Genomic DNA, 25,800 nt, shown 5'->3' on the forward strand with positions numbered 1-25,800 from the left:
ACGCTTTTCCCGATCTTGCAGTGATTAGCGTTCGAAAGTGCGGATTTGTCAAGGATTCGAATCCGATGGCCCAAATCCCAAATCCTTTTTCGAAAGAAAACTGGTATCGGTTGGTATTGTGGGACGTTTAGGGCGTCCCGTTATTGTCCCTTGATGTCCCCTCAACATGTCGCCATCGGGAGAATGGTGTCCCCCTAAATACGCCCATGAAGTCGGGGTGGTCGGTGTCCAGCCTCCGTTCCTCCGATTCGGGTTGGCGCCTAGCGCGACCGTTGTTTCCTTGACCGAGCGGTTCAACGCGCCCATAGAATATCGAACTCGACAAAAAGAGCAAATTCGGCGTAAATCAGGAAAACGAAACAATCTACGTCCGAGGGATTATGCTTACTCACTCCGATCTTCGAACTCTTCAGGCCAAGTCACTTAAGATGCAGGGCTGGATCCGTCAGCAAACTTTCTCTCCGGAGAAGGTTAAGACGCTGCGCCGTTTTTCCTCGTGGGAGGTGTCTGAACTGATTTTCGGCATGAACCAGTCAACCTTCCGGGGTAAACTGGCTGCCGACCCCACCTTACCCGCGGGTAAGGTGGAGCCTGACGGGCGGCAGCGCTGGTTCACATTAGAGGAGGTGAACGCCCTGCGTCGCAAGCTCAGGCCACGCGGCAAACCGTTGATGCCCGCGCGTCCGCAGGGTCGCGCCTTCCGCACTGCCATTGCCAATTTCAAAGGTGGCGCCGGCAAGTCCACCGTGGCGCTGCATTTCGCCCACGCCGCCGCGCTGGATGGGTACCGTGTGCTCTGCGTCGACTTCGATCCGCAGGCGACGCTCAGCCATTCGATGGGATTGACCGATGTCAGCGAAGAGCACACAGTCTGGGGTATCATGGCGCGCGATCTGGTGCGCGAGACCGAGGCCCAGAACAATGCGCCTCGCGGGGCGGCTAGCGGTGCCGCCCTGCCCCGCCGATCCATTCCGGCGAGCATCACCGACTTGGGCTTGCAGGATCTGCGCTTGAGCGACTTCATCCAGCCCACAAACTGGCCCACGATCGATCTAATCCCCTCTTGCGCTAACGCGGCCTTCGTCGAATTCGCCTCCGCCCAATATCGGCATCTAAATCCGGAGTGGTCCTTCTTTGCGGCTGTCAGCCGGTTTCTAGACCAACTTCCCGATGACCAGTGGGATCTGATCCTGTTCGATTGCCCGCCTGCCATTGGGTACCAGTCAATGAACGCGGTCTTCGCCGCGGACATGCTTTATATCCCCTCCGGCCCGGGCTATTGGGAATACGACAGCACCACCAGCTTCATCGGGCAATTGAGCGAGGCGCTCGAGGATCTGTCGCACGGGTTCGAGGGCACCTTATCCGCGGGTAAGATCGCGCTGCCCAAGGCCTTCCACGATATTCGCTTCCTGCTGACGCGCTACGAGCCGGGCAATGATCTGCACCGGGCGATGTTTGAAGCTTTTGGTAAGGTTTTCGATGATAAGCTTGCGCGCCACCCGGTCGAGATGACCCGCGCGGTGGAGCAGTCGGGACGGTTCCTAAGTTCAATCTACGAAATGGACTACCGCGACATGACCCGCGAAACCTGGCGCCGCGCCAGGGCCAGCTTCGACCGCGCATATGGCGAATTCAAAGAGACGATGCTGCCCCATTGGGAGGCGATGGCGACGGGCACCTTATCCGCGGATAAGGTCGCTCCCGCGCCGCTGGCCGTAGGAGATGACGCATGACCCGAAAAAGACGGATGTTCGATATCGAGATGCCCGAGGAAGAGGTGGGGGTGGTTGAGGCCCCTGCCCTTTCGGAACCTCAGCGCCGTGGCCCGATGGCCAGCGCCATCGCCGAAAACGCCGAGGCGCTTCAGGCCCGCAAATCCGCCGCCGAGGCCATCCGCGAGGAAAACGACGCGCTGGCCCATGAATACGTTGCCTTGCGCGAAGCGGGACATGTGGTGCAGGCGGTGCCGCTGGAGGATGTGCATTGCCACATGCTGGTGCGCGACCGCCTACCCGGTGACGACATGGAACTGGCCGAGCTTGTGACCTCGATCCGCGACCTGGGTCTATCGAATCCGATCCGAGTGCTGCCGCGCCCGGACGGGCAGGGGGTTGAACTGGTGCAAGGCTATCGCAGGCTGCGTGCTTATGGCCAATTGCTGGAAGAAACCGGGCAGGAAGAGTGGGCGTGCATCCCGGCGCTTGTGTTGCCGGGGGCGGCGGATATCGCCGGGCTCTATCGGCGCATGGTGGATGAGAACGTGATCCGCAAGGATCTGTCCTTTGCGGAAATGGCCTATGCTGCCCAGAACTACGCCGCCGACCCGGCAACTGAGGCCAATGATCTGAGCGCGGCCATTGCTGCGCTGTTTCAATCCGCGCCCTATTCCAAGCGCAGTTACATCCGCTCCTTCGCACATCTGTTGGACACGATAGGTTCGGCGTTGAATTTTCCGACCGAGATCCCCCGCGCCCTGGGCGTGGACTTGTCGCGGCGGCTGAAAGACCACCCGGAGCTTGTCGAGATCATCCGATCTGAGGTGACTGCAATGGGCGACAGCCGCAGTATCCGCGATGAATTGGACGTGCTGCGCCGCCATTCCAAGGCCGACGAGTATGATGTTCCGTCAGAACCTACGGTCGTCAAGCCCGCGAGCAAGGCAGGGCGGGGCGGTGCAAAGGCCAAGACCACGTTTCACATCCGCAGCGCGCACGGCCAGATCAAATGTACGGCGGGTCAGGGGCGGCTGGAAATCAAGGTTGACCGCGACTTTACCTCGATCGACAGGGCGCGACTGGAGCAGGCTATCGCCACTCTGGTTGATGGGTTGGGCTGACCTTATCCGCGGGTAAGGGTTGGCCCCGGCCTGCGGCGGTCTTGTTTTGGGTCCACGCGTGATCTACATTACGTCATGTATATCCACGCTCCTGGAGGGTGAGATGCAAGTCGCAAAATGGGGCAATTCCCTCGCGGTACGTTTGCCGGCGGAACTGGTGCGTGAACTAGGCCTGAAAGAAGGCGATCAGATCGATTTGATCCGGGACGATGAGGCCGTGAAGGTCCGGCGCCAGCCGCGCGCGGAAGAGGTTCTAGCCGGCCTGCGGCGGTTTCGGGGCAGTCTGCCTGCCAACGAGCGCTTGAAGCGCGCCGAGGCTCATGAGCGCTGAGTTCGCCGACACAAATATCGTTCTCTCCCTCCTTGATGACGGCCCGAAGGCGGATCGTGCCGAGGCCATCTTGGGCCAAGGGCCGCGTATCAGCGTTCAGGTCTTGAACGAGGCCCTGGTGAATTGCCGGCGCAAGGCGGGCCTGAGTTGGGATGAAACGGGTGCATTCTTGGCGAGTATCCAGGTGCTGTGTCCGGTCGAGGAACTGACCATGCGAACACATGAGGTCGGTCGCGCGCTGGCGGAACGGTATGGGTTCTCGGTCTACGATGCGATGATCGTCTCAGCGGCCCTGATCGCTGGCTGCACCACGCTTTGGACGGAGGACATGCAGGATGGCCTCCTCGTGGAGGGCCGGCTTCGGATCATCAATCCTTTCGCCCAAGTCTAAAGTGCTTGGAACCATGCAAGTCTTCCACTCAACGGAAGATTTACAAGGTTACATCGTCGTTTGTTTGAGCAGCCCCAGCTTTTCAGCGCGATCCAGCAGCATTCTGACCGAGGACGGCTGCCAACGGCTGCGCCCGCGCGGGGTGCGCTCGCGCATCGCCTCCAGCCGGTCGCAGATTGCCTGCAGGGTGATCTCGGGGTCAGCACCTTTGATAGCTGCGACAATCGCCGGAAGGCGATCATGGGTTTCGCGACGTCCGGCGCGGCCAAGCACTTCATCGGGCAGAAACCCGTCGCGCACATATGCCTTCACAGCGCGGAGCAGGCGGCTTTGGGTCCAATGACGATCATGGGGCAGGGGGGCATTGATAATCCGCAGGACGTCTTCCCAAGCCATATCGGGGCGCAAATGGCGCACACGGGGCACCCAATCCTGCGCGGTCTCGTTGAGGCGCTCCATGTAGCCGTCCTGCCGCGCCAGCCGCACCTTGCGCAGCGCGGCGGGGTCCTTGGCGCGAAGCCCTGGGTTGCCACCTACGCGCCCTTTGGCGCGTGCCGAGGCAAGCCCAGCCTTGGTACGCTCGCGGATCAGAGCACGTTCAAACTCGGCCGCAGCGCCCAGAACCTGCAATGTGAACTTGCCCTGCGGGGAAGCGGTGTCGATGGGGTCCTGCAGGGAGCGGAAGAAAGCTCCCTTGGCCTCCAGACGTTCGATCACCTCCAGCAGATGCGAGAGGGACCGCGCCAGGCGGTCGATGCGCACGACGACCAGCGTATCGCCCTTGCCGATCCGCTCCAGCACGCGTGCCAGCACCGGCCGCGCGCGATTGCCGCCCGAGGCGTGCTCTTCAAAGATCTCGACGCAGCCCGCAGTTTGCAGGGCCTCAGACTGGGGCAGGGGGGTCTGATCCTCTGTGGAAACACGGGCGTAGCCTATCAGGGGCATGAAAAAGGGCCGTTTGCAATTTAATATATTGCCAATAAACGACCGTTTGTAAATGAATGCAAGTAGGCGCTCTCTCGTCGTGCTCGTCCAAAAAACCTTGGTTTCCTTGCGCTGAGCGCGATCTGAGAAGTTTCACCGGCAGTCGCGCGCGCATACTATATAAAGAGCGAAGGCAACCGCCACAAATCACTTGGGTAATGTGCAAAAGAACAGTATATTGCACATATGAAGACTCATGCATCTGCTTTTGTTGATGATTTCAATGACCCGCTCGTCACCATCGAGGAGGATGGAGAAGCTCACGAAGAGGATCTCTGGTTTCTGCCGGGACCACTCGAAGAAGAACCGGATGATTTGCCTCCCGGGCGACGGGCAGAACCGCCCGACACTGCTGTCATCAAAGACTGGGCAAAGGCAGAAGGCTTTCACGCTGCGCGACTGGCACGGGTTGCTGGACGCTTGGGCGCTCTGGATGACCGGCTGCTGCGCGGCCCGGAAGGCTGGCGGCACCGACTCGCTCTTGTCGAAGCAGCGGACCTTAGCTGGTTCGCAGGGGATCGGGTGAGTTCTGATCGTCTGGCGCTCTGGATATCGATGCGGCTGTCAGGTGCACAGGATGACCCAAATGCACTGGCAAGAGTTGGATGGGCTGTTCGGCGCCTGACAGGCGGTCCCGGACCAAAAAGTGACTTGGCGGCCTTCCTGGATCGCCGCGATCCCGAGAACATTGAAGACAGCGCTGAACGTTTCGAGGATCGCGCGGGTGGATGGCTGGACGTAATGACAGCCGCAGCCGATCTACACCCAATCACGAGGGCTTGCATGGGGTTTCATCTCTGGAGTCTGGCGGGCCTCGGACAGCACGGCGACCTGATGGAAGCCGCCGTCACGGCGTCCAGGATCGCGGCCGGCGACAGAAACGGCGCCGTCTTCGCACCGTTGGCTATGGGCGGGGCAGGGGGGTTGCGAGGATCGGGCTTGCCACCCGAACGATTGGTCCGCTGGTTGGATGGGATGAACAGCGCAATTCTAACGGCGATGCGTCATCTAGATGATACCCAGACATGGGTTGCCCGGGCGGAAGTAGCCATGTCTCAGCTTTCCGGACGAACTTCGGCCGCTCTTCGTTCGGTGTTGACAGAGTGGCCTTTGGTGTCAGCCCCGATGGCAGAGGCTATAACAGGCGCAAGTCGTGCGGCGGTTCAAAGGAACCTCGCCTGGATGGAAGAGAGAGACCTGCTCCGAGAAGTGACCAAACAGGGACGCTTCAGAATGTGGCGGATCAAGAACTAGTTGTTGAGTCCCGGTATCTCCGTGACGGCTAACCACAATCCTGCATACACGTTGACCGATCGGGGGCGGGTTCACACTTTTTGTCGGCACGGTTGAGATGCCAATCGTTGACACGACGCCCGTCATCCCGCCTTCCGACCCCCGGCCAGAGGCCTGAAGCTCTCAGTTCTGGAAACTCACGCTGCTTGCCGTGACAGTATCGCCCCGTGCGGCAGGTCACCTGTCTCGACATACCGCCAAAGCACCACGGCCAATTTACGGGCCAGCGCCACCAGCATCACGCGGCGCACGCGCTGACCCTGCCCCCGGGTGCGTTGCCCATACCACTGCGCCAAGGCCGTCTGGGGTTTCTCTACCTGGTTGCCATCATGGACTGGTTCACCCGCAAGGTGCTGGCCTGGCGCATCTCGAACACGCTCGAAGCCGACTTTTGCGTCGAGGCGCTGAACGAGGCGGTCCACCGCTTCGGCCCGCCCGAGATCATGAATACCGTCCAGGGGTCGCAGTTCACGTCCTTCGCCTGGACCGACCGGCTGAAACGGATCGGCACCCGGATCTCGATGGACGGCAAGGGCCGGTGACTCGACAACATCTTCATCGAACGGCTCTGGCGGTCCCTGAAGTATGAGTGCGTCTACCTCCACGCTTGGGAGACCGGTTCGCAGGCCAAGGCCGGCGTTGGCCGATGGATCACCTTCTACAACCACCAGCGGCCCCACGCCGCCCATGGCGGACAGCCGCCCGCCGTGGTCTACTTCAACCAGATCGAAACCGACCGGCAGGGGCAGAGAGTAGCTTAAATTATCCCGGAAACTGTCCAAGCGACGGGGAGTAGCTCAGTTGCCACGGCGCTGGTTATCATTGCCATGAACGCCGACAAGATCGGCTGGGCCTTCGGACAGATTTTTGAGGGTGCCTTCACAGGCGTTGGCGTTGCCGGCGGGATCACGGGCGCACTGATCCAGGGGTTCCGCCGCGCTGCGTTCTCAAACGAGGCTGGGGTCGGCTCAGCCGCTATCGCGCACGCAGCCGTCCGCACCAAGGAACCCATCACGGAGGGGTGCGTTTCGCTTCTTGAGCCCTTTATCGACACAGTGCTGGTGTGCACCATGACTGCGCTGGTGATCATTATTACCGGGCAACTCGCATTCGACGCGACCGCTGGAGTGTATTTGCTGAACGATGCGAGAACCGCCATCCGCACACTTTTAGGGGAAACGGGCGTGGCTTTGACGTCGACAGCGTTCTCGACGTCGTTTGGATGGTTTCGGTATATTCTGTCTCTGGCTGTGATCCTCTTCGCGTTCTCCACCATGATTTCCTGGTCCTACTACGGGCTGAAGGCATGGACCTATCTGTTCGGAGGAGGAAAAGTGACCAGCCTGATCTTCAAACTGGTGTTCTGCGTCTTCGTCGTGATTGGCGCCTCTGCCAACCTTGGCCCAGTGATTGACTTCTCGGATGCAGCCCTCTTCTCGATGGCCGTCGTGAATATCTTTGCCCTGTATCTGCTGATGCCAATCGTGAAACGCGAACTCTCATCCTGTCTGAGGCGGCTACGCTCGGGGGAAATCCAGCGCACCGATAGCGTCTGAGCCTCAAGTTTCAGCTCCTGAACGGACCAACATCCCCGGCGAAGATTGTCCGGGGATGTCTTCTTTGAGCCACGGCCACGTGAGAGCCTCGGATAGCTCAGACGGGGCTTCTTCTCGGTTCGGAACACCGAAGGTCCATGATATTCTGACATGCCCTCCCACCGACACGATAGCGGAATAGCCAATTGCTATATTGGAATCTTGAAGCTGACGGATTAGTCTTCCCGATAACGTCATGGAGGCAAGGTTTGAACAAGAATGTGGAGATCGCCTCACGTTTGGCGGCAAGACTAAAGGATGAGCGAACCGCGAAAGGTCTCAGCCTGGATGCGTTGGCGAAGTTGTCAGGCGTGTCCCGCTCGATGCTTAGCCAGATCGAGCGGGGCGAAAGCAGCCCGACCGTCGCCAGCTTGTGGAACTTGACCAGAGCGCTGAACGTAGACTTCGCAGCGCTCCTGGACGATGAGGAAGAGCACGCCCCCACGATCCGCGAAGTCATGAGCGCGGAAAACACGCCCGTTATCAGAAACCGCTCGGCAGGGTGCGAGATTCGCATACTCAGCGCTTCGGACGAGGTGGGCGGCACAGAGGTCTACGATATTCGGTTCGAACAGGGAGCATCGCTGGACAGCACGCCACACAAGTCAGGCTGCGTCGAGAGCCTGACGTCTTTGAACGGCGATCTGACTGTTACCTCCGGCGACTCCGCCGCGAACATCTCGACGGGCGATACGATCCGGTACGCAGCCGATGTTGACCACTCGATCACGGCCTCTTCATCGGCCCGGGCGCTCCTGATCGTGAAGAACGCATGATTCCTGTGTAGCGGAAGGATTCCGTCATATTGACATTTCGACTGTTTAACGGATATTAATCCGTCAAACCGGAGGTTGCTGTGACTCAATCATACCTAGACAGGCTCTCTGTCACACTCGACCAAATCAAGGCCGATGGCCTCTACAAGCACGAACGGAGCATCAGCTCCCCGCAAGCGGGCAGAATTAATGTGGAGCAGACGGACCGTCAGGTCATCAACCTCTGTGCCAACAATTACCTGGGGCTGGCGAACCATCCCCGGCTGATCGCAGCCTCCAAAAGCGCCATGGACCACTACGGTTATGGCATGGCGTCCGTACGCTTCATTTGCGGCACTCAGGACATCCACCGGGATCTTAAACAGGCCCTGGCTCAGTTCCTCGGCAAGGATGATTCCATTCTGTTCGCTTCGTGTTTTGACGCGAACGGCGGGGTGTTCGAGCCTCTTCTCGGCCCCGAAGACGCGATCATATCCGACAGCCTGAATCATGCGTCGATCATCGACGGGATCAGGCTGTGCAAGGCACGGCGATATCGCTACGCCAACAACGACATGGCCGGCCTCGAGGCGAAGCTTCAGGAAGCTCATGACTTTGGCACCCGGACCATGATGATCGCGACAGATGGCGTCTTCTCGATGGATGGCACGCTGGCACGGCTGCCAGAGATCACCAAGCTGGCGCGAAAGTACGGGGCGCTCGTCATGGTCGACGACTGCCATGCGACTGGCTTCATGGGGCCACACGGCGCGGGCACACCAGCCCATTTCGGCGTCGATGTGGACATCCTCTCAGGCACACTCGGCAAAGCGCTCGGCGGTGCTGTCGGTGGATACATCGCAGGACCCCAGCCTGTAATCGACCTGCTCCGCCAACGCGCACGCCCCTACCTGTTCTCGAATTCGCTTCCCCCTGCCGTGGTCAGCGCGGCCCTCGAAGCTCTGACCCTCGTTGCCGAGGGCGATGATTTGCGGGCACGGCTGTTTGAGAATGCTGCCTATTGGCGGGCAGGACTGACAGACCTCGGATTTGATTTGCTGCCGGGCGAGCATCCTATCATCCCCATCATGCTTGGCGACGCGCGGCTCGCGCAAGAGATGGCCTCAAGGCTGTACGAGCTCGGCGTGTATGTTGCCGGCTTCTTCTTCCCCGTCGTGCCACAGGGGCAGGCTCGCATTCGGACACAGATGAACGCAGCGCTGACGAAAGAAGACCTGGATACTGCCCTGGCCGCATTCGCGACGGCGGGCCGAGAGATTGGTGTTATCAAATGAGCGGACACATGAAATGCCTGGTCAAATCCAAAGCTGAGAAGGGTCTTTGGATGGAAACGCGCCCGATCCCGACCATCGGGCCGGATGATGTTCTGATCAAGGTTCGAAAGACAGGTATTTGCGGGACTGATGTGCATATCTGGAACTGGGATGCCTGGTCGCAGAAGACCGTTCCTGTTGGCCTGATCACCGGTCACGAATTCGCCGGTGAGATCGTGGAGCTCGGGCGCAACGTCGAAGACCTCAAAGTCGGGCAACGATGCTCGGGGGAAGGCCACCTGATCGGAAAGGTCTCCCGCCAAAGCCGCTCCGGCCGGTTTCATCTGGACCCTGAAACAAAAGGGATTGGCGTCAACGTCGATGGCGCATTCGCCAAATACCTGTGTCTGCCAGCTTTCAACGTTGTGCCATTGCCGGACGCGATCCCGGATGAGATCGGGGCGATTCTGGACCCGTTGGGCAATGCAGTCCACACGGCCCTGAGCTTTGATCTGATCGGGGAGGATGTACTGATCACTGGCGCTGGTCCGATCGGTATCATGGCCGCGGCCGTATGCCAGCATGTGGGCGCACGTCATGTTGTGATAACCGATGTCAATCAGGACCGGCTCGACCTGGCCAGGAAAGTAACCGATGTCATTGCGGTCAATGTCGCCAACACGGACCTGCGCGAGGTCATGGGCCAGCTCGGAATGAAGCAGGGGTTCGATGTGGGCCTTGAAATGTCCGGGAACTCTGCCGCATTCGACCAGATGGTCGACGCGATGGTCATGGGCGGACGGATTGGAATTCTTGGAATTCCACCGGGGAAATCTCAGGTCGATTGGAGTCGCATCGTGTTCCGGTCGTTGACGTTGAAAGGCATCTATGGCCGCGAAATTTTCGAAACATGGTACAAGATGATCGCCATGCTGGAAGATGGCCTGAAGATTTCCGACGTGATCACGCACCGTTTTCCCGTCGATGATTTTGAGCAGGGCTTTGAGGCCATGCTCTCGGGAAAATCCGGTAAAGCTGTCTTGGACTGGGAGGCCTGAGTCATGAGATATATTTCCACACGCGGGCAGGCACCGACCCTCACCTTCAAAGATGCTCTTCTCAAGGGGCTGGCGGAGGACGGCGGCCTCTACGTTCCCGAGGCGTGGCCGCGTCTGACCGAAGAAACCATCAGGGCTTTCCGCGGTAAGCCCTATGCAGAGGTGGCCTTCACGGTGATGGCACCTTTCGTCGATGGCGAGATCGAGGATGATACTCTGCGTGCGTTGATTCAGGACGCCTATGCCACCTTCCACCACTCCGCGACGACACCTGTCGCGTAGCCCTTAATTGTGAGATGAGAAATCCAACGAAATCAACGGCTGTGCTTTGCCCTTAAATATGAGATTTTGCCTTTTATTCCGATATTTTTACCCTTAACCCTGCGACAGGGTTCACAGACATGTGCGGCAATTTTCGATGGATGATGATGGCGAAGACTCCGTTGCTGTTGGTGCGGAAGATTCGCGCAGGGCCGCCGTGCTGCGCCCGCTTGTCCAAGCATATCTTAAAGGAACTGACAGCCTGGAAAGTGGCGTCAATGACGCCGTTTGGGAGCTTGGTGTCAGCAGGGCGACGGTCTGGCGCTGGATAAAGCGGCTGGTCGAAGAAGGTGGACGCACCAGTGCCCTGGCTCCGCGGAAACGGGGCCGGCCAGTCGGTACGGCCTTGATATCAAGCAAGGTCGAAGCGGTGATCGAAGAACATCTTCGCCGTTATTTCTTGCGCCGGGAGCGTTCGAGCCTGTCGCGCGTCGTGACAGAAATCCGTAGCGCGTGCTGGCAACAGGGCTTGCAGGCGCCGACACGGCGGACGGTTCAGCGTCGTCTGGATGCGATGGATGCCCGCGAAGTTGCAAAGGCACGAGAGGGAGCAAAGGCTGCCCGCCAGAAATTTGCGGCCGTCATCGGCGAGAACAAGGCCAGTGTGCCACTGGAGATCATACAAATTGATCATACGCCGGCGGACATCATTCTTGTCGATAGCTTTGAACGCCAACCAATTGGGCGGCCTTGGGTCACCCTGGCGATCGACATCGCAACGCGGATGGTAACCGGATACTACACTTCTCTCGAGGCGCCTTCGCGATTGTCAGTAGCGCTTTGCCTGACACAGGCGGTGGCCCCCAAGGCGGAACTTCTGGCGGAATTGGCGTGCAATATTCCTTGGCCCGCACAGGGCAAACCGCTCAGCCTGCACGTCGACAATGGCCGCGATTTCCGGTCGCGGGCCTTTCGTTCGGCATGCGCGGAATGGGGGATCGATCTGGTCTATCGGCCGCCGGGAAGTCCTCACTTCGGAGGTCACATCGAACGTTTGATCGGGACGATGATGGGGGCCGTCCACCTGTTGCCGGGAACAACGCAATCCTCGATCGCGACCAAGGGCGACTATGATGCCGAAGGCATGGCCACGATGACGTTGAGCGAATTCGATCGTTGGTTTGCCCTGGAAATCTGCCGATACAATAACAGCATTCATTCAAGTCTTGGCTGCACGCCCGTTGCCAAATGGGAGGCGCTCTCAGCGGAGATGTTGGGCGACATCCCCTTCGAGATGGACGCCTTTCAGGTGAGCTTCCTGCCGAGCGAACTGCGCAAGGTCAGGCGTGACGGCATCCATCTGTTCCAGATACGGTACTGGTCGGATGCCCTTGCAGGCCACATTGGGCGCGGCGATGGAAAGGTGGTTGTTCGCTACGATCCTCGCGATATCTCAATGATCTGGGTTGAACTGGAAGATGGCCGATATGTTGAGGCGCGGTACAGAAACCTGGAATTTCCGCCCGTGTCACTATGGGAATATCGCGAAGCCATGAGGAATGCCCGCGCCCTTGGCAAGTCCGGGTCCAATGAGCTGGTCCTGGCTGAGCTGATCCGACAACAACGCCAGATCGAGGCTGAGAGCCGGGGCCTGACGAAGGCCGAACGCCGATCCCGTGAAAGAAAAGGGACATTGGAGGGCACCGACTCGGCTGTCGCGACAACCGAAGGGCTGCGCCCGATCGATACGGGTGATACATCGCGCCCATTGTTCAAGGTGGAGAGATGGTGAATTGAGGGCAGGGACAACTGAGGAAGACGGTCGGATCGCCCTCATTCAATCAGACATCTGGATCGGCTTTCCGCGGGCCGAACAGGTGTTGGACCGCTTGCGGGGTCTGATCGAAGCGCCACGGCAAACCCGTATGCCTAGGCTTCTTGTGCATGGTGCCTCCGGGATCGGCAAGACGATGATCGCCCGAAACCTGTCGCGCAAGTACGCACCAGACTACGATCCTGCGTCAGGCATTACCCGCACACCGCTGCTGCTTTTGCAAGCGCCGCCTGCGCCTGACGAACGGCGGTTCTACCTGCACATCCTGGCCGCCGTCGGCGCCCCGGCGACGGCACTGAGCGCCCGCGCTCAAAATGTGGCTTCCCTCGAAGTCCGCGTCATCGCGCTCCTACGCGACCTTGGCCTTCGGATGATCATGATCGACGAGGTTCACAACCTCTTGGCCGGGACCCACCGCGAACAGCGCCGCTTTCTCAATGTTCTGCGGTATCTCAGCAATGAACTCGAAGTATCGCTGGTCTGCCTCGGGGTCAGCGAGGCCGTCGATGCCATCCGTGGTGATATCCAGCTTGCCAGGCGGCTGGACGAACATCACCTGCCAAACTGGCGCGACGATGCCGAGTTCTCGGACATGATCCAGACACTCATCGCGGCAATGCCCCTCGAGAAAAAATCCAATCTGAAGGTCAAGTCACTCAAGCAGATACTTGCGCTGACCGGCGGGGTGACCTCGCGCATCTTCGCCCTGATCAAGGATCTTTCCATCGACGCCATTGTCACAGGTGAGGAATGCATGACCGATGACGCGATCGCGAAATGGACGCCGGTTTGGTCGCGCCATGCGAAAGCCCATCGGCGGCTCGAGAAGTCCGAGGTGTGAAGCCGCACCCGCTGCCAAAGACTGTCGCGCCGCTGCCAGACGAGTTGTTGTCAGGTTGGTTGTCTCGGCTGGCCGCGGCCAACTACTGTAATGACGCGGAACTGCTGGCTCACATCAAAATCGATACCGCGCATGGCACCGTCTTGGACTTCGACGTCGACGCAGCTGCGGTGCAGAAGATTGCCAACGCCACACGTATCGACCCAGATATCGTGCGGTCTTTGACCTTTCCGACAAGGACGCCACGAGAAGCCTTGCTGACGGCCCAGATACCATTCCAGCATTGCCCGCAATGCGCCCGAGAGGGCCTTTCGCTCAAGCATTGGAGGCGGGCCTGGGCATTTGACTGCCAAGTTTGCGGGACGAGACTTGTGCAGACCCTTGGCAAATACCGTGAGGAACAAATATCCGGAAAACTGATATTCCGAGCGCGCCGCGGGGCAGGGATGCTTGAGTGCGCCGCGCGATCACGCGGCCCCAAGCAACTTCGGCGCGCGATGCGAGCGGTCACCTTTGCCATGTCACTGATGAACTGCCACGGGGGGCCGTTGTTCGCTCTTCAGAGCCACAGACCAGAAGTAAGGCTGTTTTGCCTCGCCGCAATCGCTGCCGCTCGATCTCAGCCCTTGGCTAAGGCAGCCATCGTCAGCAAAAGCATCGACGACTATGCAAGGGTTGCTCTCTTGCGCGCCTTCGAGAAGGAGCCTCGATTGCTTGCTGCGGTTGATCAAATCGAGCAAAGGCGCGCGAAAAGCGCCGGCCCCATGACAGCCGCATCTCACAATTAAGGGCAAAAATTTTCGCCAAACGCGCCCCGTCTCAGATTAAAGGGCAACGCGACAACTGGTCACGCGGCCCCCTGATGTCACGTTCGACAACGCTCAAAGGGAGCCCGAGCATCTGGGCAGCGCGAACAGGCGAAATCAACTCCTCGCCGAGCGCGCGCCAAACGAGGCGCTCGAAGCGTTGCGGCTTCTCGAAGGCTGCGAAACCCTCACCGGGACCGATAGGCTCCGGCTCTTCGCGCCGCCAGCTTCGCGCATAGGTCTTGAACGCATATTCCACAGCGCTCTTCGACAGAATACCCACTTGGCCGAGCCGCACGAGCATCGCGGCGGCAGAGACTCCGTAGGTGCGCTTGAGCCGCATGATCTCTATCCAGGTCATGCCGTGACGGTTTCGGCCAGCTTCCTCTTCGAGATGCTCACGCGGAATGAGGAACGCCCCCGCAAAGCGGTGCATCGAGGGTTCCTTCTTGAGCGCGGCATTGCCGGTTTCGGTGATGATCCGGTGCGCGAGTTCATGGGCGAGATTGAAGCGCTTGCGCTCGACATTGGTGTGCCGCGAGACGACGATCACTTCAGTCGGCGCGCCCTCCGCCCGTTCGACATGACAGGCCAGCCCGTTGATGCGTTCCGGGAGATCGGCCTCGATGACCTTGAGCCCCTTGTCTTCGAGCAGGGCGGTCATACTCGGGATCGGGTCGATCCCGAGCTTCCATACCTTCCGCACTTCCCGCGCCTTGGCGTCGATGGCTTCTTCATCGGCCACCTTGTCCACGCGCAGCGCGGCGAAGGGGTCTTCAGCCGGATGCAGGTCGAGGATGTCCTCGATGGCGAGATAGTCTTCGAGCTTCTCGATAACGATGGCTTCCGCCATCGCGCGATCCTGCGCCGAGGCAGTCGAGTTCTTCCGCCACTCGACGCTTTCCAGAGCTTCGACCTGGCCACCGACAAGAAAATCCAGCGACACGCCGAGCGCCTTTCCGAGGCCGACCAACACCGACGAGGACGGCATCATCTTGTCCGCTTCGTATTTGCTGATGGCCTGCGCCGACACGCTTGGGGTCACGCGGTCGGCGAGAGCTTGCATGGATAGGCCAGCCCGCTTGCGGGCAAGCCTGAGCCTTTGTCCGAACATGGTCCTCTCCCGGCGGTTGTTGTTTTGGTTGATAAGCGACATTTTATGGTATATAGTTAAACACAAAGTTGGCAGGCTCGTCAACCGAAATCGACACATGGAGCTTAAAATGTCAAAGAAAATTCAGCATGTTGTGCCGCATCAGGGCGGTTGGGCAGTGAAGGGGGCGGGCAACTCCCGCGCGTCTTCCGTCCACGGCACGCAGCGCGAGGCCATCGCGGCCGCGCGAGAATCCGCCATGCGCCAGGGCAGCGAGATGCTGATCCACGGCGAGAACGGTCGTATCCGCGAGCGTAACACCTACGGCAACGATCCCTTCCCTCCGAAGGGCTAACAGAAAAGGAACGACGCGATGGCTCGCATCGAAATGCGGTTCAATGGCCGCAAGATCACCTCCGCCGCCCAGCTTCAGCGTGAGCTGACGCGCAGCATGGAGAAGCACGTCGAAGACAGCCTTAAGAAAGCTGCCGGTCCCGGCGTGCGGATGAAGAAGACCCGCGAAGGCTACAGCTTCGAGGGCTCGCCCGAGCAGATCGAGCGCATGAAGAAGCGGCTGCGCTGACGTGGCCGTCGAAGCCGCCCACAGCGTCTTCACCTCCCCAACTGGATTGCCCTTTCGGCTGGCAATCATCAACTCCGGTCGCTGAACCGCCGCTTGTAGCGGGAGACGGGAGTCCTTTCTCAGGCAACCGCCGTTCATACGACATTCAGGCCATCCCTTCCGGTTTCGGCCCCTCGGATAGGAAGGCACATGGCTTCAAGCCGATGCAGTGCTTCAAGAGCTCACTGCGCGACCACACCGGTAATTGCACCCATAATCTGGCTGAATCCGAGCTTGATTGGCCAACTGAGTGAAAGTCACCGCGCAATCTCCCCTGCCAACACCGCTCTTCCGTGCACCGCCAAAGTTGCTGAAAACCTCTGACACCCAAACTTGTGGATCACATCCAGTACACGCGCTTCGTAGGCAGCGTGTCCGATCAAGCGACACAAGTCGGACGCGTGGAACTGGCGGTTCGCAGTTGGTGCGGCTTGCATCTGTCTCAGCAATTCGCGTTCTTTGCGGCCCGTAATTGGTCTCGCGGGCGGCTTGACCGCGGGACGATGTGGAGTTCCCGAAGAATTTCGCCATCGTCGCATGAAGCCAAGCAGGAAGCCGGCCGGCACCTTTCCGTTGCCTCGGGACCGGTTGAAGGCGAGGAAGCGATCCCAGATGACCTGGGTGTCGATGTTCCAGCAAGGCAACGTGGCCTTCGCTGCTTTGATGAGCTCTGCCCAACTGGTCTGGAAAACGTTCGAACTCGCGGTGATATCGATCAGCCCTGAGAAGATAGTTTTGTTATTATTATCTCTAGATAGTGATGTGTCGCCTTCACCTGACACGAGATCATGGGTTTCACTCTCCTCGTCGAAGGCGGAAAACCGAAAAATCCAGGGCGCGAACTTGCCATTCGGCTTCGCCCGCTCGAGCTGCAACTCCGACGTCTCAAGTTCGCTCAAAAGAACCGAAAGATATTGTCGTGAGACACCCATCTTCTCCGCTAGGGCAGAGAGGGTGAAGGCTGCCGTTCCGCGCGACAAACCGTTGTAGCCATCCTTCCAGGCGATGGCATCGAGGATGAGGGTAGCAAGCTTGTGCGCAGCAACAGAGAGATTTGTCTGCGTGATCCGTCGCAGGATCAGGCCGGTCGTAGGTTCCATGGTCGAGGTCTCCTTGGAGATCCGACGCCATGTCGTGAGACAACAACATTCTTGCCAGCAAAACAACTTTGCTGGTTGCAGGTGTTTTAGCGGTGCGCTAGGAAACCCTTGTTCACGGAGTTTTCTAGCACGGCGTCAGGCTTCACGGTCTGGCGTCGTCTCCTTTTTGGGGGTTTTGCACTGCCTTCAGTGCGGGGTTGTTAGGACGCGGGCGGCAAGACCGCGCGCAGATTTTGTCAGTAGCGAACTTCTTCAGAACCATAGTTCCCGGCGTGATCACGCCAGTCGACGAAGACGGAGCGGTAGAAGTAGCTGCCACATCCATTCGGGATGCTCAGGCCGGACGCGGCTGGCACCTGGCCCACGTTGGATCTTGTCCATCGGTAATCGCCCTGCACGCCGTAGGACCCAAATCGCGTCGAGTCGCTGCGATTGCAGTCGCCATCTCGGTTTTCGTGCTGGCGGTACTGGATGTGATACACGCGAATGCTTCGAACGAAGTCAAAGGCGTCGCCCGAGATGTCGATGTCTGCTTGTTCATCCGCCTGGACGCGGACAAGGGGGATTGGAGTCGATTCCTGCGGTTCGGGCGGATCGCGGAACGTGATGTCATAAAGGCGTTCCATGGGTGACATCGGGTTGGGATCGTTGAACGACACACCCATCGGACACCGCCAGATTTGCAAGGGCGGTTCGATCGGCCATGGCGTGATCCGCCGAATGAAGACCGCTCTAGCATGCGCGCAGGGTGCGGAGGCAGGCCAGCCCCCCGCAAGGCAGAGGAGGATTGCACAGTCCACCTGATAGGCCTGAGCCGGACCTGACGAGGCCATTAGTCCGGATATGCTTAGTGCCGTGGCTGTTGCCACGCTGTGGATCACGTGCTTCATGATGCCGACTCCATCTATAATGGTGCATCGATACGAAACAACATTAATGATAGCAAGGAGATTTGATTGATGGTTGCGCACGATTGTTCGCTTGTGCCGTTTGACGGCTTCCAAGATATGACGCCGGTGTTGGCTGTTTCGGCGTCTTGAAAGTGGCCAAAGTTGCGGACCCCTTTCATGTAAATCTCCAAACAAACATCTGTAATAAAATACAAATGTGGCGGTCCAATACGGCCAAGAAAGCGGTCACGGCAGAACAGACGGTATGAGCCCTTCAAACGGCGAGTCGCAGCGCTCATGGTCTCGGGACGGGCAGTATCGGAAAACTGTCCCGCCTGGTTCCCCGGCTGGAATCCGGGCGCAGAAGGACGGGATGGAGCAACCATCCGGTATTGGTGCCTATGCTGGGATCGAACATGCGCTTGAAGATTAATGACAGTATCTGATATGATTGAGCATAGATAGGAGAGTCTGATGCCAAACGTCCACCTGACCGAACCGATGCAGAAATATGTGCAGGCGCAGATCGAGTCCGGCGCTTACGCCAATCTGAGCGAAGTCGTGCGTGCCGGCGTAAGGATGCTGATGGAGAAGGATGGCGCCCGGCAATTCTATGTCCTCAAGGCCGACCTAGAGGAGACAGCCACCCTGGCAGAAAATGGGGATTTCGCCGAGTTCGATGCTCAAGCCTTCGAACCGGATGCGTTTGATCGCTGACCCGCATGACCATTCGACTTTCCGATCGGGCCAGAGCCGACCTTGAAGAGATCCGTGCCTACACCGTTGAAGCTTGGGGCAGGGGCCAATGGCTCGCCTATTACCGTCAGTTGGTCACCGCCTTCGAGCGGATCACTGGCGATCCCGACGCGGGCCGGGACAGGAGTCTCTTAGTTCCGGGGATGCGGTCCGTCAGCTGCCAACGTCACGTGATCTTCTTCAAGCGGCTCGATGCGACGGATGGTGCGGCAGTCATCCTGCGCATCGTGCACCAGCGCCGCAACATGCCCGCGCTCGTCTACTACGAGGATCTCGACGGCGGCTAAGCCATGCGTTTGGCGTTGTTGCACAAATCGGTATGGGATTCACTACATGAATCCAGCATGATAGCTGGTAGACATGAGCAGTTGGGCCCCTACGAAGCACAAGACCACGAACTGGTCGGCTAATAATGAAGCACTGTGTCAGCGGGGATCGCTGACGATCTGGTTTGATACTGACATGGAATGGATCCCTCCGCCTACCGGGAAGCGCGGTCGCCAACAGAGCTTCAGCGATGCCGCAATCCAGGCCTGTCTGACTATGAAGGTTCTCTTTGGCATGCCACTGAGACAAACGACCGGATTCGTGCAGAGCCTGCTGCAGCTGGTCGGACTGGGCTGGTCTGAAGTGGTCCCAGAAAACTGGACAGTCAGCTAAGGTGTATCCCAACCCTTTGAAGGGATACGAGAATGGCGAAGCGCCGGAATTTTACAGATCAGTTTAAAGCCAAGGTGGCGTTGGAAGCGCTGCGTGGCGACAAGACCGTGCAGGAGATCGCGGCGAAGCACCAGCTTCACCCAAACCAGGTCAGCACTTGGAAGCGGCAGGCTATCGACGGGATGGCCGATGTGTTCTCTGGCGGCAAGCAAAGCGGCCCGACAGAAGCAGAGGTCAAAGAGCTGCATGCCAAGATCGGGAGGTTGGCGGTCGAGAACGATTTTTTGTCCGAAGGGCTGAAGCGATGAGCCCCGAGAAAAAACGCGCGATGATCAAACGGGATCACCCCGAGCTGAGCATCAGCCAGCAATGCAAGCTGGTGCGGCTCAGTCGGTCTGCGTTCTACTACTCGCCTGTCGGCATCGACGCGAACACGCTGGTGATGATGAAAGAGATCGATCGCGTCTTCACCAGATACCCGTTCTTCGGGTCACGCCAGATCGCGGCCTACCTGCGCCGGGAAGGGATTGTTGTCGGGCGTCATCGCGTCAGAAGGCTGATGGCAAAGATGGGCTTGGAAGCAATCTACAAACGGCCCAGAACCAGCCAGCCGCATCCCCAGCATCCGGTCTATCCGTATCTGCTGAGGAAGATGCAGATCGACCGACCGAACCAAGTCTGGTGTGCCGATATCACTTTTGTACCGGTGCGGAACGGGTTCTTGTATCTGGTCGCGATCATGGACTGGGCGTCGCGCAAAGTCCTGAGCTGGAGTCTGTCGAACACGATGCACGCAGACTTCTGCGTCGAGGCTTTGCAGGAGGCAATCGCCAAATACGGCCCGCCCGAGATATGCAACACGGATCAAGGATCGCAGTTCACCGGATCGGCATGGATCACGACGCTGACCACGGCAGGCGTGCGCATCTCGATGGATGGGCGGGGCCGCTACCTCGACAACATCTTCATCGAACGGTTGTGGCGGAGCCTGAAGCAGGAGGCGATCTATCTCGAAGAGATCAGGGATGGCTTCCAGGCCAGGCGCGTCATCAAGGACTGGATGGCATTCTACAACACCGAGCGGCCCCATTCCGCGCTTGATCGGCTCACGCCCGACGACGCATATTGGGCAGGATTGGGAGAGCAAAAAGCAGCATGAAACTTAAACCCGATACACCTTAGAAACGCTGCAAAACTGTCCGAAAAGCTGGGACCACTTCAGTCGCGACATTGCGCCGATAATCAACAGGCGTCTGATATCGGCTTGACCGGCCTTCGTCATGCGACCAAGGCGCTCCTTGCCTCCGGAGGAATGCTGCCGAGGAACAAGGCCCAACCAAGCCGCAAAGTTGCGCACGGTTTTGAATTCCACCATGTCGGGACCAAACGCTTCGACTGCAACGGCCGTCAGCGGTCCAACACCCGGCATCGTCTGTAGCCGGCGTGCTCTGTCTGACTGGATGGCCAGCGTCTTGAGCTTCGTGGTGCGCTCAATGATACGCGCGGTTTTCTCTGCGATCTGCCCGAGCAGGTCCAGGCATTCTTCGCGGATCAACGCGTGCAAGTGGACGGTCTCATCCTGCACAAGCGCCGTCATGCGATTGAGGTGGGACATGCCGACCGGAAACACATAGCCGTGCTCATACAGCAGAGCCCGTAAGGCGTTCACATCAGCGGTCCGCTGATGCACTAGGCGTTCCCGGCCGCGGAAGACCGCCGCGCAAGACTGCTGCTCGACTGTTTTGGACTCCACGAAACGCATCTCAGGCTGGCGTGCCGCAATGACAAGCGCCTCAGCATCGGCCGCATCATTTTTCTGCCGCTTCACAAAAGGGCGCACATATTGCGGTGCGATCAGCTTTACCTCGTGCCCAAGAGCTTCCATCTCACGGGCCCAAAAATGTGCGCTGCCGCACGCCTCGAAAATCACCATGCTGGGCTCTTGCTGCGCCATGAACGCGGGGAATTGCTTCCGCGTCAGTTTCTTGCGGAACTGGACCTCTCCCGTTCGAAGGGCACCATGAACTTGAAAAACTGCCTTTGCCAGATCGACCCCGATCATCATATTCTTCATCTCGCCGTCCTCCTTTGCGCGTGGCGTTGAACACCACGACCTTGGCACATTGCGATGCCGTCTAGGGAGGGCGGCAACCACTCCATCTGACTTGTCCGGCAGTGACGAACAGGTTGAGGGGGCGGCCCTCGCTGTCGCAGATGGCATGCAATTTGGTGTTCATGCCTCCCTTGGTCCGACCAATCAGGCGTCCACGCCCCCCTTTTTCACGCCCATACTGGTCGCTGTTCGGTGAGCCTTGAGAAACGTTGCGTCGATCATCACGGTCTTCTCTTCGCCATGCCCGGCGGCCAGACCCGCCATCATTTGGGCGAAGATGCCCTTGTCGCTCCCGTTGCCTGGCAGGGCATGCTCTGCATGCCCGAGAGGAGGCGCTTCCACCGGCTGTAGAGCGTCTTATGCGGTCCGTAGGCTTCAGGCGCGTCACGCCAGCGCAAGCCATTGCGATTGATGAAGATAATCCCGCTCAACACACGTCTGTCATCGACGCGTGGCTTGCCGTGGGACTTGGGGAAGAAAGGGGAAAGCTTGGCCATCTGCTCGTCAGTCAGCCAGAAAAGGTCGCTCATGTCACCGCTCCGTTTTCCGTGCCGTGAATCACGCAGCGCTCGGGAAATCAATGCATCCTGACCCTTCTGTATTTGTTCTCTGCTAAACTGGCCCCGTCACCGGCCCCGGCCAGGGCCGATGGCGGGGTGGTGCCGATGCTGAGGGGTATCTTTCTTCATGGGCGAGGCACAGCAGATCGACCATCTTTCGGCTGGCGTCGCGGCAAGGCACGGCGGCGGATAACCTGGTCCAAGCCGCTGCGTATTTCGAGCGCGGGAACAGCCCGTCGTGACAGACTGAGCCTGCCAATGCTTGGGGCTTTCGGCGCAGGGAGTGGATGACATGCCGACAGTTGAAGTAATAGACGCGTAGGCCGTCCTCACGACCGCGCCGCCGCAGGTGGGCAGCGGAGCGATTACATCGGCACGCGCGCACTATCCTAACCACCGTCTTATTTTGGATGGCGTTCTCTGGATCGCGCGGATGAACGCTCCTTGGCGTGATCTGCTCGAAGAATTTGGCAAGTGGTTGAGCGTTTACCGGCAGTTCCGACGTTGGACAATGATCGACAGCACCGTGATCCGCAACCCTCATCAGGCTGTGGGCGCTAAAGAGGGACTCCGCGACAGGGTTTCGACCGTTCTCTCTACTCGCTGCGTAAACTGGTCGAGCGGTGCTTCAACAAGCTCAAGAATGCCCGTCGTGTCGCTACCCGCTATGACAAAATCACAGAGAGCTTTCTGAGCTTAATCGACATCACGTCGATCCGCCTCTGGCTACGCCATTTGTCAACATGGCCCAGATATCTGCCGAAAATGGATAGAACGTCAAAAGTTACCGACAGTCTGTTTGATTGCTCCTGATACGGTTCTTATTCTAATAAACAGGTCCTCTTGAGGTAAGGTATGAGTTCTTTATTCTTGGCACCCAACATGGTGCCCTATACCCTGGCACTGGCCCTTCTGTTCGGCCTCTTCCTGCTGGAACTGGTTTTTGCGCTGCTCGGCGGCACCCTTCTGGGCGCGGGTGGCGGCGAGGCCGATCTGGACGCGGCGGATTTCGCTGCCGAACCTTTCGAGATGGATCTCGACCTTGAACCGGGCTTCGACCTGGAAAACGGGCTCGATTTCGATTTTGCGGGGATGGAGGCGGAGCTTGCCGATTATGACCTGCCCGCCTTCGAAGGCGATCCGGTGGCCGAGGCCGCGCCGGAGCCTTCGGGCCTCTTGGCCTGGCTTGGCATGGGCAAGGCGCCTTTCGTGCTGTGGCTGACCTCGCTGCTGCTTGGCTTCGGGCTGACCGGCACGGTGCTGGTCAACGTGGTTTCGGGCAGCCTCGGGTTCGCTCTGCCACTGGTGCTCAGCCTGCCTGTCGCGGGGTTTGCCGGGGTCTGGTTCGCGGGCCGGTTTGCAGCTGTCTTCGCGGCGATTCTGCCCAAGACGGAAACGCAGGTCCTGTCGCGCAGCCGTCTGGCGCGGCGCCGGGGCGTGATCACGCAAGGCACCGCCCGCCGGGGCCACCCGGCCGAGGTGCGTGTGACCGACTACTGGGGCAACCTGCACTATATCCGCGCCGAACCGCTGGCCGATGCGGATGTGCTGGAACGCGGCACCGAGGTTCTTGTCCTGCGCCACCGCGAAACCGGCGGCTACCGGCTGATCGCATTTTCCGGGTAATCCGCCCGTCCATTTCAAGGAGAGGAGATTTCGACCATGGATCTCAAGACCATCGGCATCATCGTGGGTGCCGTCCTTCTGTTCATCGTCCTGATCGGTCTGGTTCTGGGCCGTCTTTACAGGCGTGCCACGCGCGAGATGAGCCTCGTCAAGACCGGCGCCGGCGGCAAGCGCGTGATCATGGACGGGGGCACCATCGTGGTGCCGCTGCTGCATGAAATCAGCCCGGTCAACATGAAGACCCTCCGGCTGGAGGTGCAGCGCACCGGCGAAGGCGCACTGATCACCCGCGACCGGATGCGCGTCGATGTGGGGGTGGAATTCTACGTCTCGGTCAATGCGACCGAGGAAGGCATTTCGCGCGCCGCGCAGACGCTCGGCGACCGCACCTTCTATGTCGACCAGCTGCGCGACATGATCGAGGGCAAGCTTGTCGATGGCCTGCGGTCTGTGGCCGCGCAGATGACCATGGACCAGTTGCACGAAAACCGCTCGGAATTCGTGCAGGAGGTGCAGAATGCCGTCTCCGAGGACTTGCTGAAGAACGGTCTTGAACTGGAATCGGTATCGCTCACCGCGCTCGACCAGACGCCGTTTGAGGCGCTCGATGAAAACAACGCCTTCAACGCGGTCGGGATGCGCAAGCTGGCCGAGGTCATTGCCGTGTCCAAGAAGGAACGCGCGCAGATCGACGCCGAGGCTAACACGGCCGTGCGTCGCGCGGCGATGGAAGAGGCGCGCCAGCGGCTCCAGATCGAACGCGAGGAACAGGAGGCCGCGATCCAGCAGGAACAGGAAGTCGCGACCCTGCGCGCCGCGCAGCAGGCCGAAATCGCCCGCCGCAACGAGGTGGCCGAGAAGGAACGCGAACAGGCGCGGATCGAGCGGGAACGCGAAATCCGTGCCGCCGACATCGCCCGCGAGCGACTGATCCGCGAGGCCGAAATAACCCGCGACCGCGAACTGGAAGTGGCCGATCAGGAACGCCAGATCATCATCGCCCAGAAGTCCGAGGAAGAAAGCCGCGCCCGCGCCAGCGCCGACGCCGCCCGGGCAGAGGCCACGAAAGCGCAGGAATCGATCGAGACCGCGCGCTCGGTCGCGCAGGCCGAACGGCAGAAGCAGATCGCGATCATCGAGGCACAGCGCGAGGCGGAACGCGAAGCAACCCGCATCAAGCTGGCCGCGCAGGCGGAAAAGGACGCCGCCGAGGACCGCGCCGCCGCCCGCCGCGAGGAGGCACAGGCCGATGCCGATGCGATTTCGATCCGCGCCGAGGCCAAGAAGAAGGACATGCTGGCCGAGGCGGAAGGCAAGCGCGCCATCGTCGAGGCGGAGAATGCGATTTCCGAAGCCATTGTCGAGATGAAAGTGGCGCTGGCCCGGCTGGAGGCGCTGCCCGATATCGTCGCGCAGATGGTCAAGCCCGCCGAGAAGATCGACTCGATCCGCATCCACCAGGTGTCCGGCCTCGGGGGCGGCGCGTCGGGCGGTGGTTCTGGCGAGGGCAAGGCACCTGTCAATCAGGCGATGGACTCGATCCTTGGAATGGCCCTGCAACTGCCCGCGATGAAGAAGCTGGGCGAGGATCTGGGGATTTCCATGGAGGGCGGTCTGGCCGACGTGGTGGATGCCGCCATGGGCAAGGCCGCGCCGTCCGCGTCGGAGCCCCCGGCAGAACCGGAGGCCAAGGCCGAAGCGCCGCAGCGCCCCGCGTAACGATCTATCAGGATGGATGAACGGGGCCGTTCCGCAGGGGCGGCCCTTTCGCATGAGGGACTCAGATCCCCGGCAGGTCCAGCAGCAGCGCGGCGTGATCCGAGGCATGCGGCCGGTGGCGCATTGTAGCCTTCTTGCTATGGCCGCCTGACGCAGGGAAACGAACGTGACATCGCGCCACATGATTAGTCGGCACGTCCACATCCGACAGTTGAGCGGTGGTGTTGACCTCCAGCCTGGAGGGGGGCTGTAACAATACAGTGTAGGCTGCGGCCGGTGGCGCCACTCAGATTTTAGCCTTGTGTTTGCGAGGCTGTGGGGCTAGGCGGTGTTGACAAAAGGGGTTCCCAACGCGCGTTGAGCGTGATTCAAGCTGGTATCTACGATGGAGACCAGCTT

General features: G+C 59.7%; 24 protein-coding genes and 5 pseudogenes. 23 read left to right on the top strand and 6 right to left on the bottom strand.

Annotated features, from left to right (window positions below):
* The first annotated feature begins 380 nt into the window (after positions 1-380).
* The 4 genes from RBB16_RS05275 (at position 381) to RBB16_RS05290 (ending at position 3,561) form a co-directional block, all read left to right on the top strand.
* Positions 381-1,736 (top strand): AAA family ATPase, encoded by a 1,356-nt coding sequence (locus RBB16_RS05275; RefSeq protein WP_306045167.1) that lies wholly within the window; start codon positions 381-383, stop codon positions 1,734-1,736.
* Positions 1,733-2,839, top strand: coding sequence for a ParB N-terminal domain-containing protein (locus tag RBB16_RS05280; protein ID WP_306045168.1), 1,107 nt, complete (start codon positions 1,733-1,735; stop codon positions 2,837-2,839). Before RBB16_RS05275 ends, RBB16_RS05280 begins: the two co-directional genes overlap by 4 nt.
* A gap of 103 nt (positions 2,840-2,942) precedes the next feature.
* Complete coding sequence (locus tag RBB16_RS05285) at positions 2,943-3,170, top strand: AbrB/MazE/SpoVT family DNA-binding domain-containing protein (protein WP_306045169.1); 228 nt, start codon at positions 2,943-2,945, stop codon at positions 3,168-3,170.
* Positions 3,160-3,561, top strand: coding sequence for a PIN domain-containing protein (locus tag RBB16_RS05290; RefSeq protein ID WP_306045170.1), 402 nt, complete (start codon positions 3,160-3,162; stop codon positions 3,559-3,561). The genes RBB16_RS05285 and RBB16_RS05290 overlap by 11 nt, the downstream gene beginning before the upstream one ends.
* A 48-nt stretch (positions 3,562-3,609) precedes the next feature.
* Here the strand turns inward: RBB16_RS05290 and RBB16_RS05295 are convergent, their stop codons facing one another.
* Positions 3,610-4,506 carry a recombinase family protein gene (locus RBB16_RS05295; RefSeq protein WP_306045171.1) on the bottom strand — a complete coding sequence of 299 codons (897 nt, stop codon included), beginning with the start codon at positions 4,504-4,506 and terminating at the stop codon, positions 3,610-3,612.
* Positions 4,507-4,731: 225 nt separating this feature from the next.
* Between RBB16_RS05295 and RBB16_RS05300 the strand changes: the two genes are divergently transcribed.
* From RBB16_RS05300 to RBB16_RS05345, 10 genes and pseudogenes are all read left to right on the top strand, one after another.
* Positions 4,732-5,799 carry a hypothetical protein gene (locus tag RBB16_RS05300; RefSeq protein ID WP_306045172.1) on the top strand — a complete coding sequence of 356 codons (1,068 nt, stop codon included), beginning with the start codon at positions 4,732-4,734 and terminating at the stop codon, positions 5,797-5,799.
* Positions 5,800-6,137: 338 nt separating this feature from the next.
* A pseudogene (locus RBB16_RS05305) lies at positions 6,138-6,599 on the top strand (transposase); the annotation flags it as partial.
* A 36-nt stretch (positions 6,600-6,635) separates the two neighbouring features.
* Positions 6,636-7,394: pseudogene (locus RBB16_RS05310) on the top strand (alanine:cation symporter family protein); the annotation flags it as partial.
* Positions 7,395-7,642: 248 nt separating this feature from the next.
* Complete coding sequence (locus RBB16_RS05315; RefSeq protein WP_306045173.1) at positions 7,643-8,209, top strand: XRE family transcriptional regulator; 567 nt, start codon at positions 7,643-7,645, stop codon at positions 8,207-8,209.
* A gap of 80 nt (positions 8,210-8,289) precedes the next feature.
* Positions 8,290-9,483, top strand: coding sequence for a glycine C-acetyltransferase (locus tag RBB16_RS05320; RefSeq protein ID WP_306045174.1), 1,194 nt, complete (start codon positions 8,290-8,292; stop codon positions 9,481-9,483).
* A gap of 8 nt (positions 9,484-9,491) precedes the next feature.
* A complete protein-coding gene (gene tdh / locus RBB16_RS05325) occupies positions 9,492-10,520 on the top strand; it encodes an L-threonine 3-dehydrogenase (RefSeq protein WP_306045175.1) in 1,029 nt (342 codons plus the stop codon).
* A 3-nt stretch (positions 10,521-10,523) separates the two neighbouring features.
* Positions 10,524-10,802 carry a hypothetical protein gene (locus tag RBB16_RS05330; RefSeq protein WP_306045176.1) on the top strand — a complete coding sequence of 93 codons (279 nt, stop codon included), beginning with the start codon at positions 10,524-10,526 and terminating at the stop codon, positions 10,800-10,802.
* Positions 10,803-10,938: 136 nt separating this feature from the next.
* Entirely contained in the window at positions 10,939-12,573 is a 1,635-nt protein-coding gene (locus RBB16_RS05335) for a Mu transposase C-terminal domain-containing protein (protein ID WP_306045177.1), read from the top strand.
* On the top strand, positions 12,533-13,456 hold the full coding sequence (locus RBB16_RS05340) for a TniB family NTP-binding protein (protein WP_306045178.1): 924 nt from the start codon (positions 12,533-12,535) through the stop codon (positions 13,454-13,456). Before RBB16_RS05335 ends, RBB16_RS05340 begins: the two co-directional genes overlap by 41 nt.
* Positions 13,453-14,244, top strand: coding sequence for a TniQ family protein (locus RBB16_RS05345; protein WP_306045179.1), 792 nt, complete (start codon positions 13,453-13,455; stop codon positions 14,242-14,244). Before RBB16_RS05340 ends, RBB16_RS05345 begins: the two co-directional genes overlap by 4 nt.
* 31 nt (positions 14,245-14,275) lie before the next feature.
* Here RBB16_RS05345 and RBB16_RS05350 read toward each other — a convergent pair whose 3' ends face one another.
* On the bottom strand, positions 14,276-15,376 hold the full coding sequence (locus tag RBB16_RS05350) for an XRE family transcriptional regulator (protein WP_306045180.1): 1,101 nt from the start codon (positions 15,374-15,376) through the stop codon (positions 14,276-14,278).
* A 109-nt stretch (positions 15,377-15,485) separates the two neighbouring features.
* Here RBB16_RS05350 and RBB16_RS05355 point away from each other — a divergent pair, with 109 nt between their 5' ends.
* Both RBB16_RS05355 and RBB16_RS05360 read left to right on the top strand, forming a co-directional pair.
* Positions 15,486-15,710, top strand: a complete 225-nt coding sequence (locus RBB16_RS05355) for a DUF2188 domain-containing protein (RefSeq protein WP_306045181.1) — start codon at positions 15,486-15,488, stop codon at positions 15,708-15,710.
* Positions 15,711-15,728: 18 nt separating this feature from the next.
* Positions 15,729-15,938, top strand: coding sequence for a hypothetical protein (locus tag RBB16_RS05360; RefSeq protein ID WP_062564076.1), 210 nt, complete (start codon positions 15,729-15,731; stop codon positions 15,936-15,938).
* Positions 15,939-16,234: 296 nt separating this feature from the next.
* Here the strand turns inward: RBB16_RS05360 and RBB16_RS05365 are convergent, their stop codons facing one another.
* Positions 16,235-17,077 (bottom strand): hypothetical protein, encoded by an 843-nt coding sequence (locus RBB16_RS05365; protein WP_306045182.1) that lies wholly within the window; start codon positions 17,075-17,077, stop codon positions 16,235-16,237.
* Positions 17,078-17,313: 236 nt separating this feature from the next.
* Positions 17,314-17,742 (bottom strand): hypothetical protein, encoded by a 429-nt coding sequence (locus RBB16_RS05370; protein WP_371931214.1) that lies wholly within the window; start codon positions 17,740-17,742, stop codon positions 17,314-17,316.
* 699 nt (positions 17,743-18,441) lie between these two features.
* On the opposite strand from RBB16_RS05370, the gene RBB16_RS05375 reads away from it, so the two are divergent.
* The 4 genes and pseudogenes from RBB16_RS05375 (at position 18,442) to RBB16_RS05390 (ending at position 20,542) form a co-directional block, all read left to right on the top strand.
* On the top strand, positions 18,442-18,684 hold the full coding sequence (locus RBB16_RS05375) for a type II toxin-antitoxin system ParD family antitoxin (protein WP_306045185.1): 243 nt from the start codon (positions 18,442-18,444) through the stop codon (positions 18,682-18,684).
* A 5-nt stretch (positions 18,685-18,689) separates the two neighbouring features.
* Complete coding sequence (locus RBB16_RS05380; RefSeq protein WP_306045186.1) at positions 18,690-19,010, top strand: type II toxin-antitoxin system RelE/ParE family toxin; 321 nt, start codon at positions 18,690-18,692, stop codon at positions 19,008-19,010.
* 73 nt (positions 19,011-19,083) lie between these two features.
* Positions 19,084-19,380, top strand: a pseudogene (locus RBB16_RS05385) (transposase); the annotation flags it as partial.
* Between the two features lie 35 nt (positions 19,381-19,415).
* Positions 19,416-20,542 (top strand): IS3 family transposase gene (locus RBB16_RS05390; protein WP_371931215.1). Its coding sequence is split into 2 segments (ribosomal slippage): positions 19,416-19,686 and positions 19,686-20,542, totalling 1,128 coding nucleotides; the frame shifts between segments, so codons are not numbered across the junction.
* A gap of 3 nt (positions 20,543-20,545) precedes the next feature.
* Here the strand turns inward: RBB16_RS05390 and RBB16_RS05395 are convergent.
* Together RBB16_RS05395 and RBB16_RS05400 are read right to left on the bottom strand one after the other, a co-directional pair.
* Positions 20,546-21,457 carry an IS110 family transposase gene (locus tag RBB16_RS05395; protein ID WP_306045188.1) on the bottom strand — a complete coding sequence of 304 codons (912 nt, stop codon included), beginning with the start codon at positions 21,455-21,457 and terminating at the stop codon, positions 20,546-20,548.
* 88 nt (positions 21,458-21,545) lie between these two features.
* Positions 21,546-22,026: pseudogene (locus RBB16_RS05400) on the bottom strand (IS5 family transposase); the annotation flags it as partial.
* Between the two features lie 379 nt (positions 22,027-22,405).
* Here RBB16_RS05400 and RBB16_RS05405 point away from each other — a divergent pair.
* The 3 genes and pseudogenes from RBB16_RS05405 to RBB16_RS05415 form a co-directional block, all read left to right on the top strand.
* Positions 22,406-22,800, top strand: a pseudogene (locus RBB16_RS05405) (transposase); the annotation flags it as partial.
* Positions 22,801-22,911: 111 nt separating this feature from the next.
* Positions 22,912-23,682 carry an OB-fold-containig protein gene (locus tag RBB16_RS05410; protein WP_306045189.1) on the top strand — a complete coding sequence of 257 codons (771 nt, stop codon included), beginning with the start codon at positions 22,912-22,914 and terminating at the stop codon, positions 23,680-23,682.
* Positions 23,683-23,718: 36 nt separating this feature from the next.
* Complete coding sequence (locus RBB16_RS05415; RefSeq protein ID WP_306045190.1) at positions 23,719-25,401, top strand: flotillin family protein; 1,683 nt, start codon at positions 23,719-23,721, stop codon at positions 25,399-25,401.
* Positions 25,402-25,800 lie beyond the last annotated feature (399 nt).

The sequence above is a fragment of the Nioella sp. MMSF_3534 genome, from assembly GCF_030732985.1.
Taxonomy (GTDB): Bacteria; Pseudomonadota; Alphaproteobacteria; order Rhodobacterales; family Rhodobacteraceae; genus Nioella.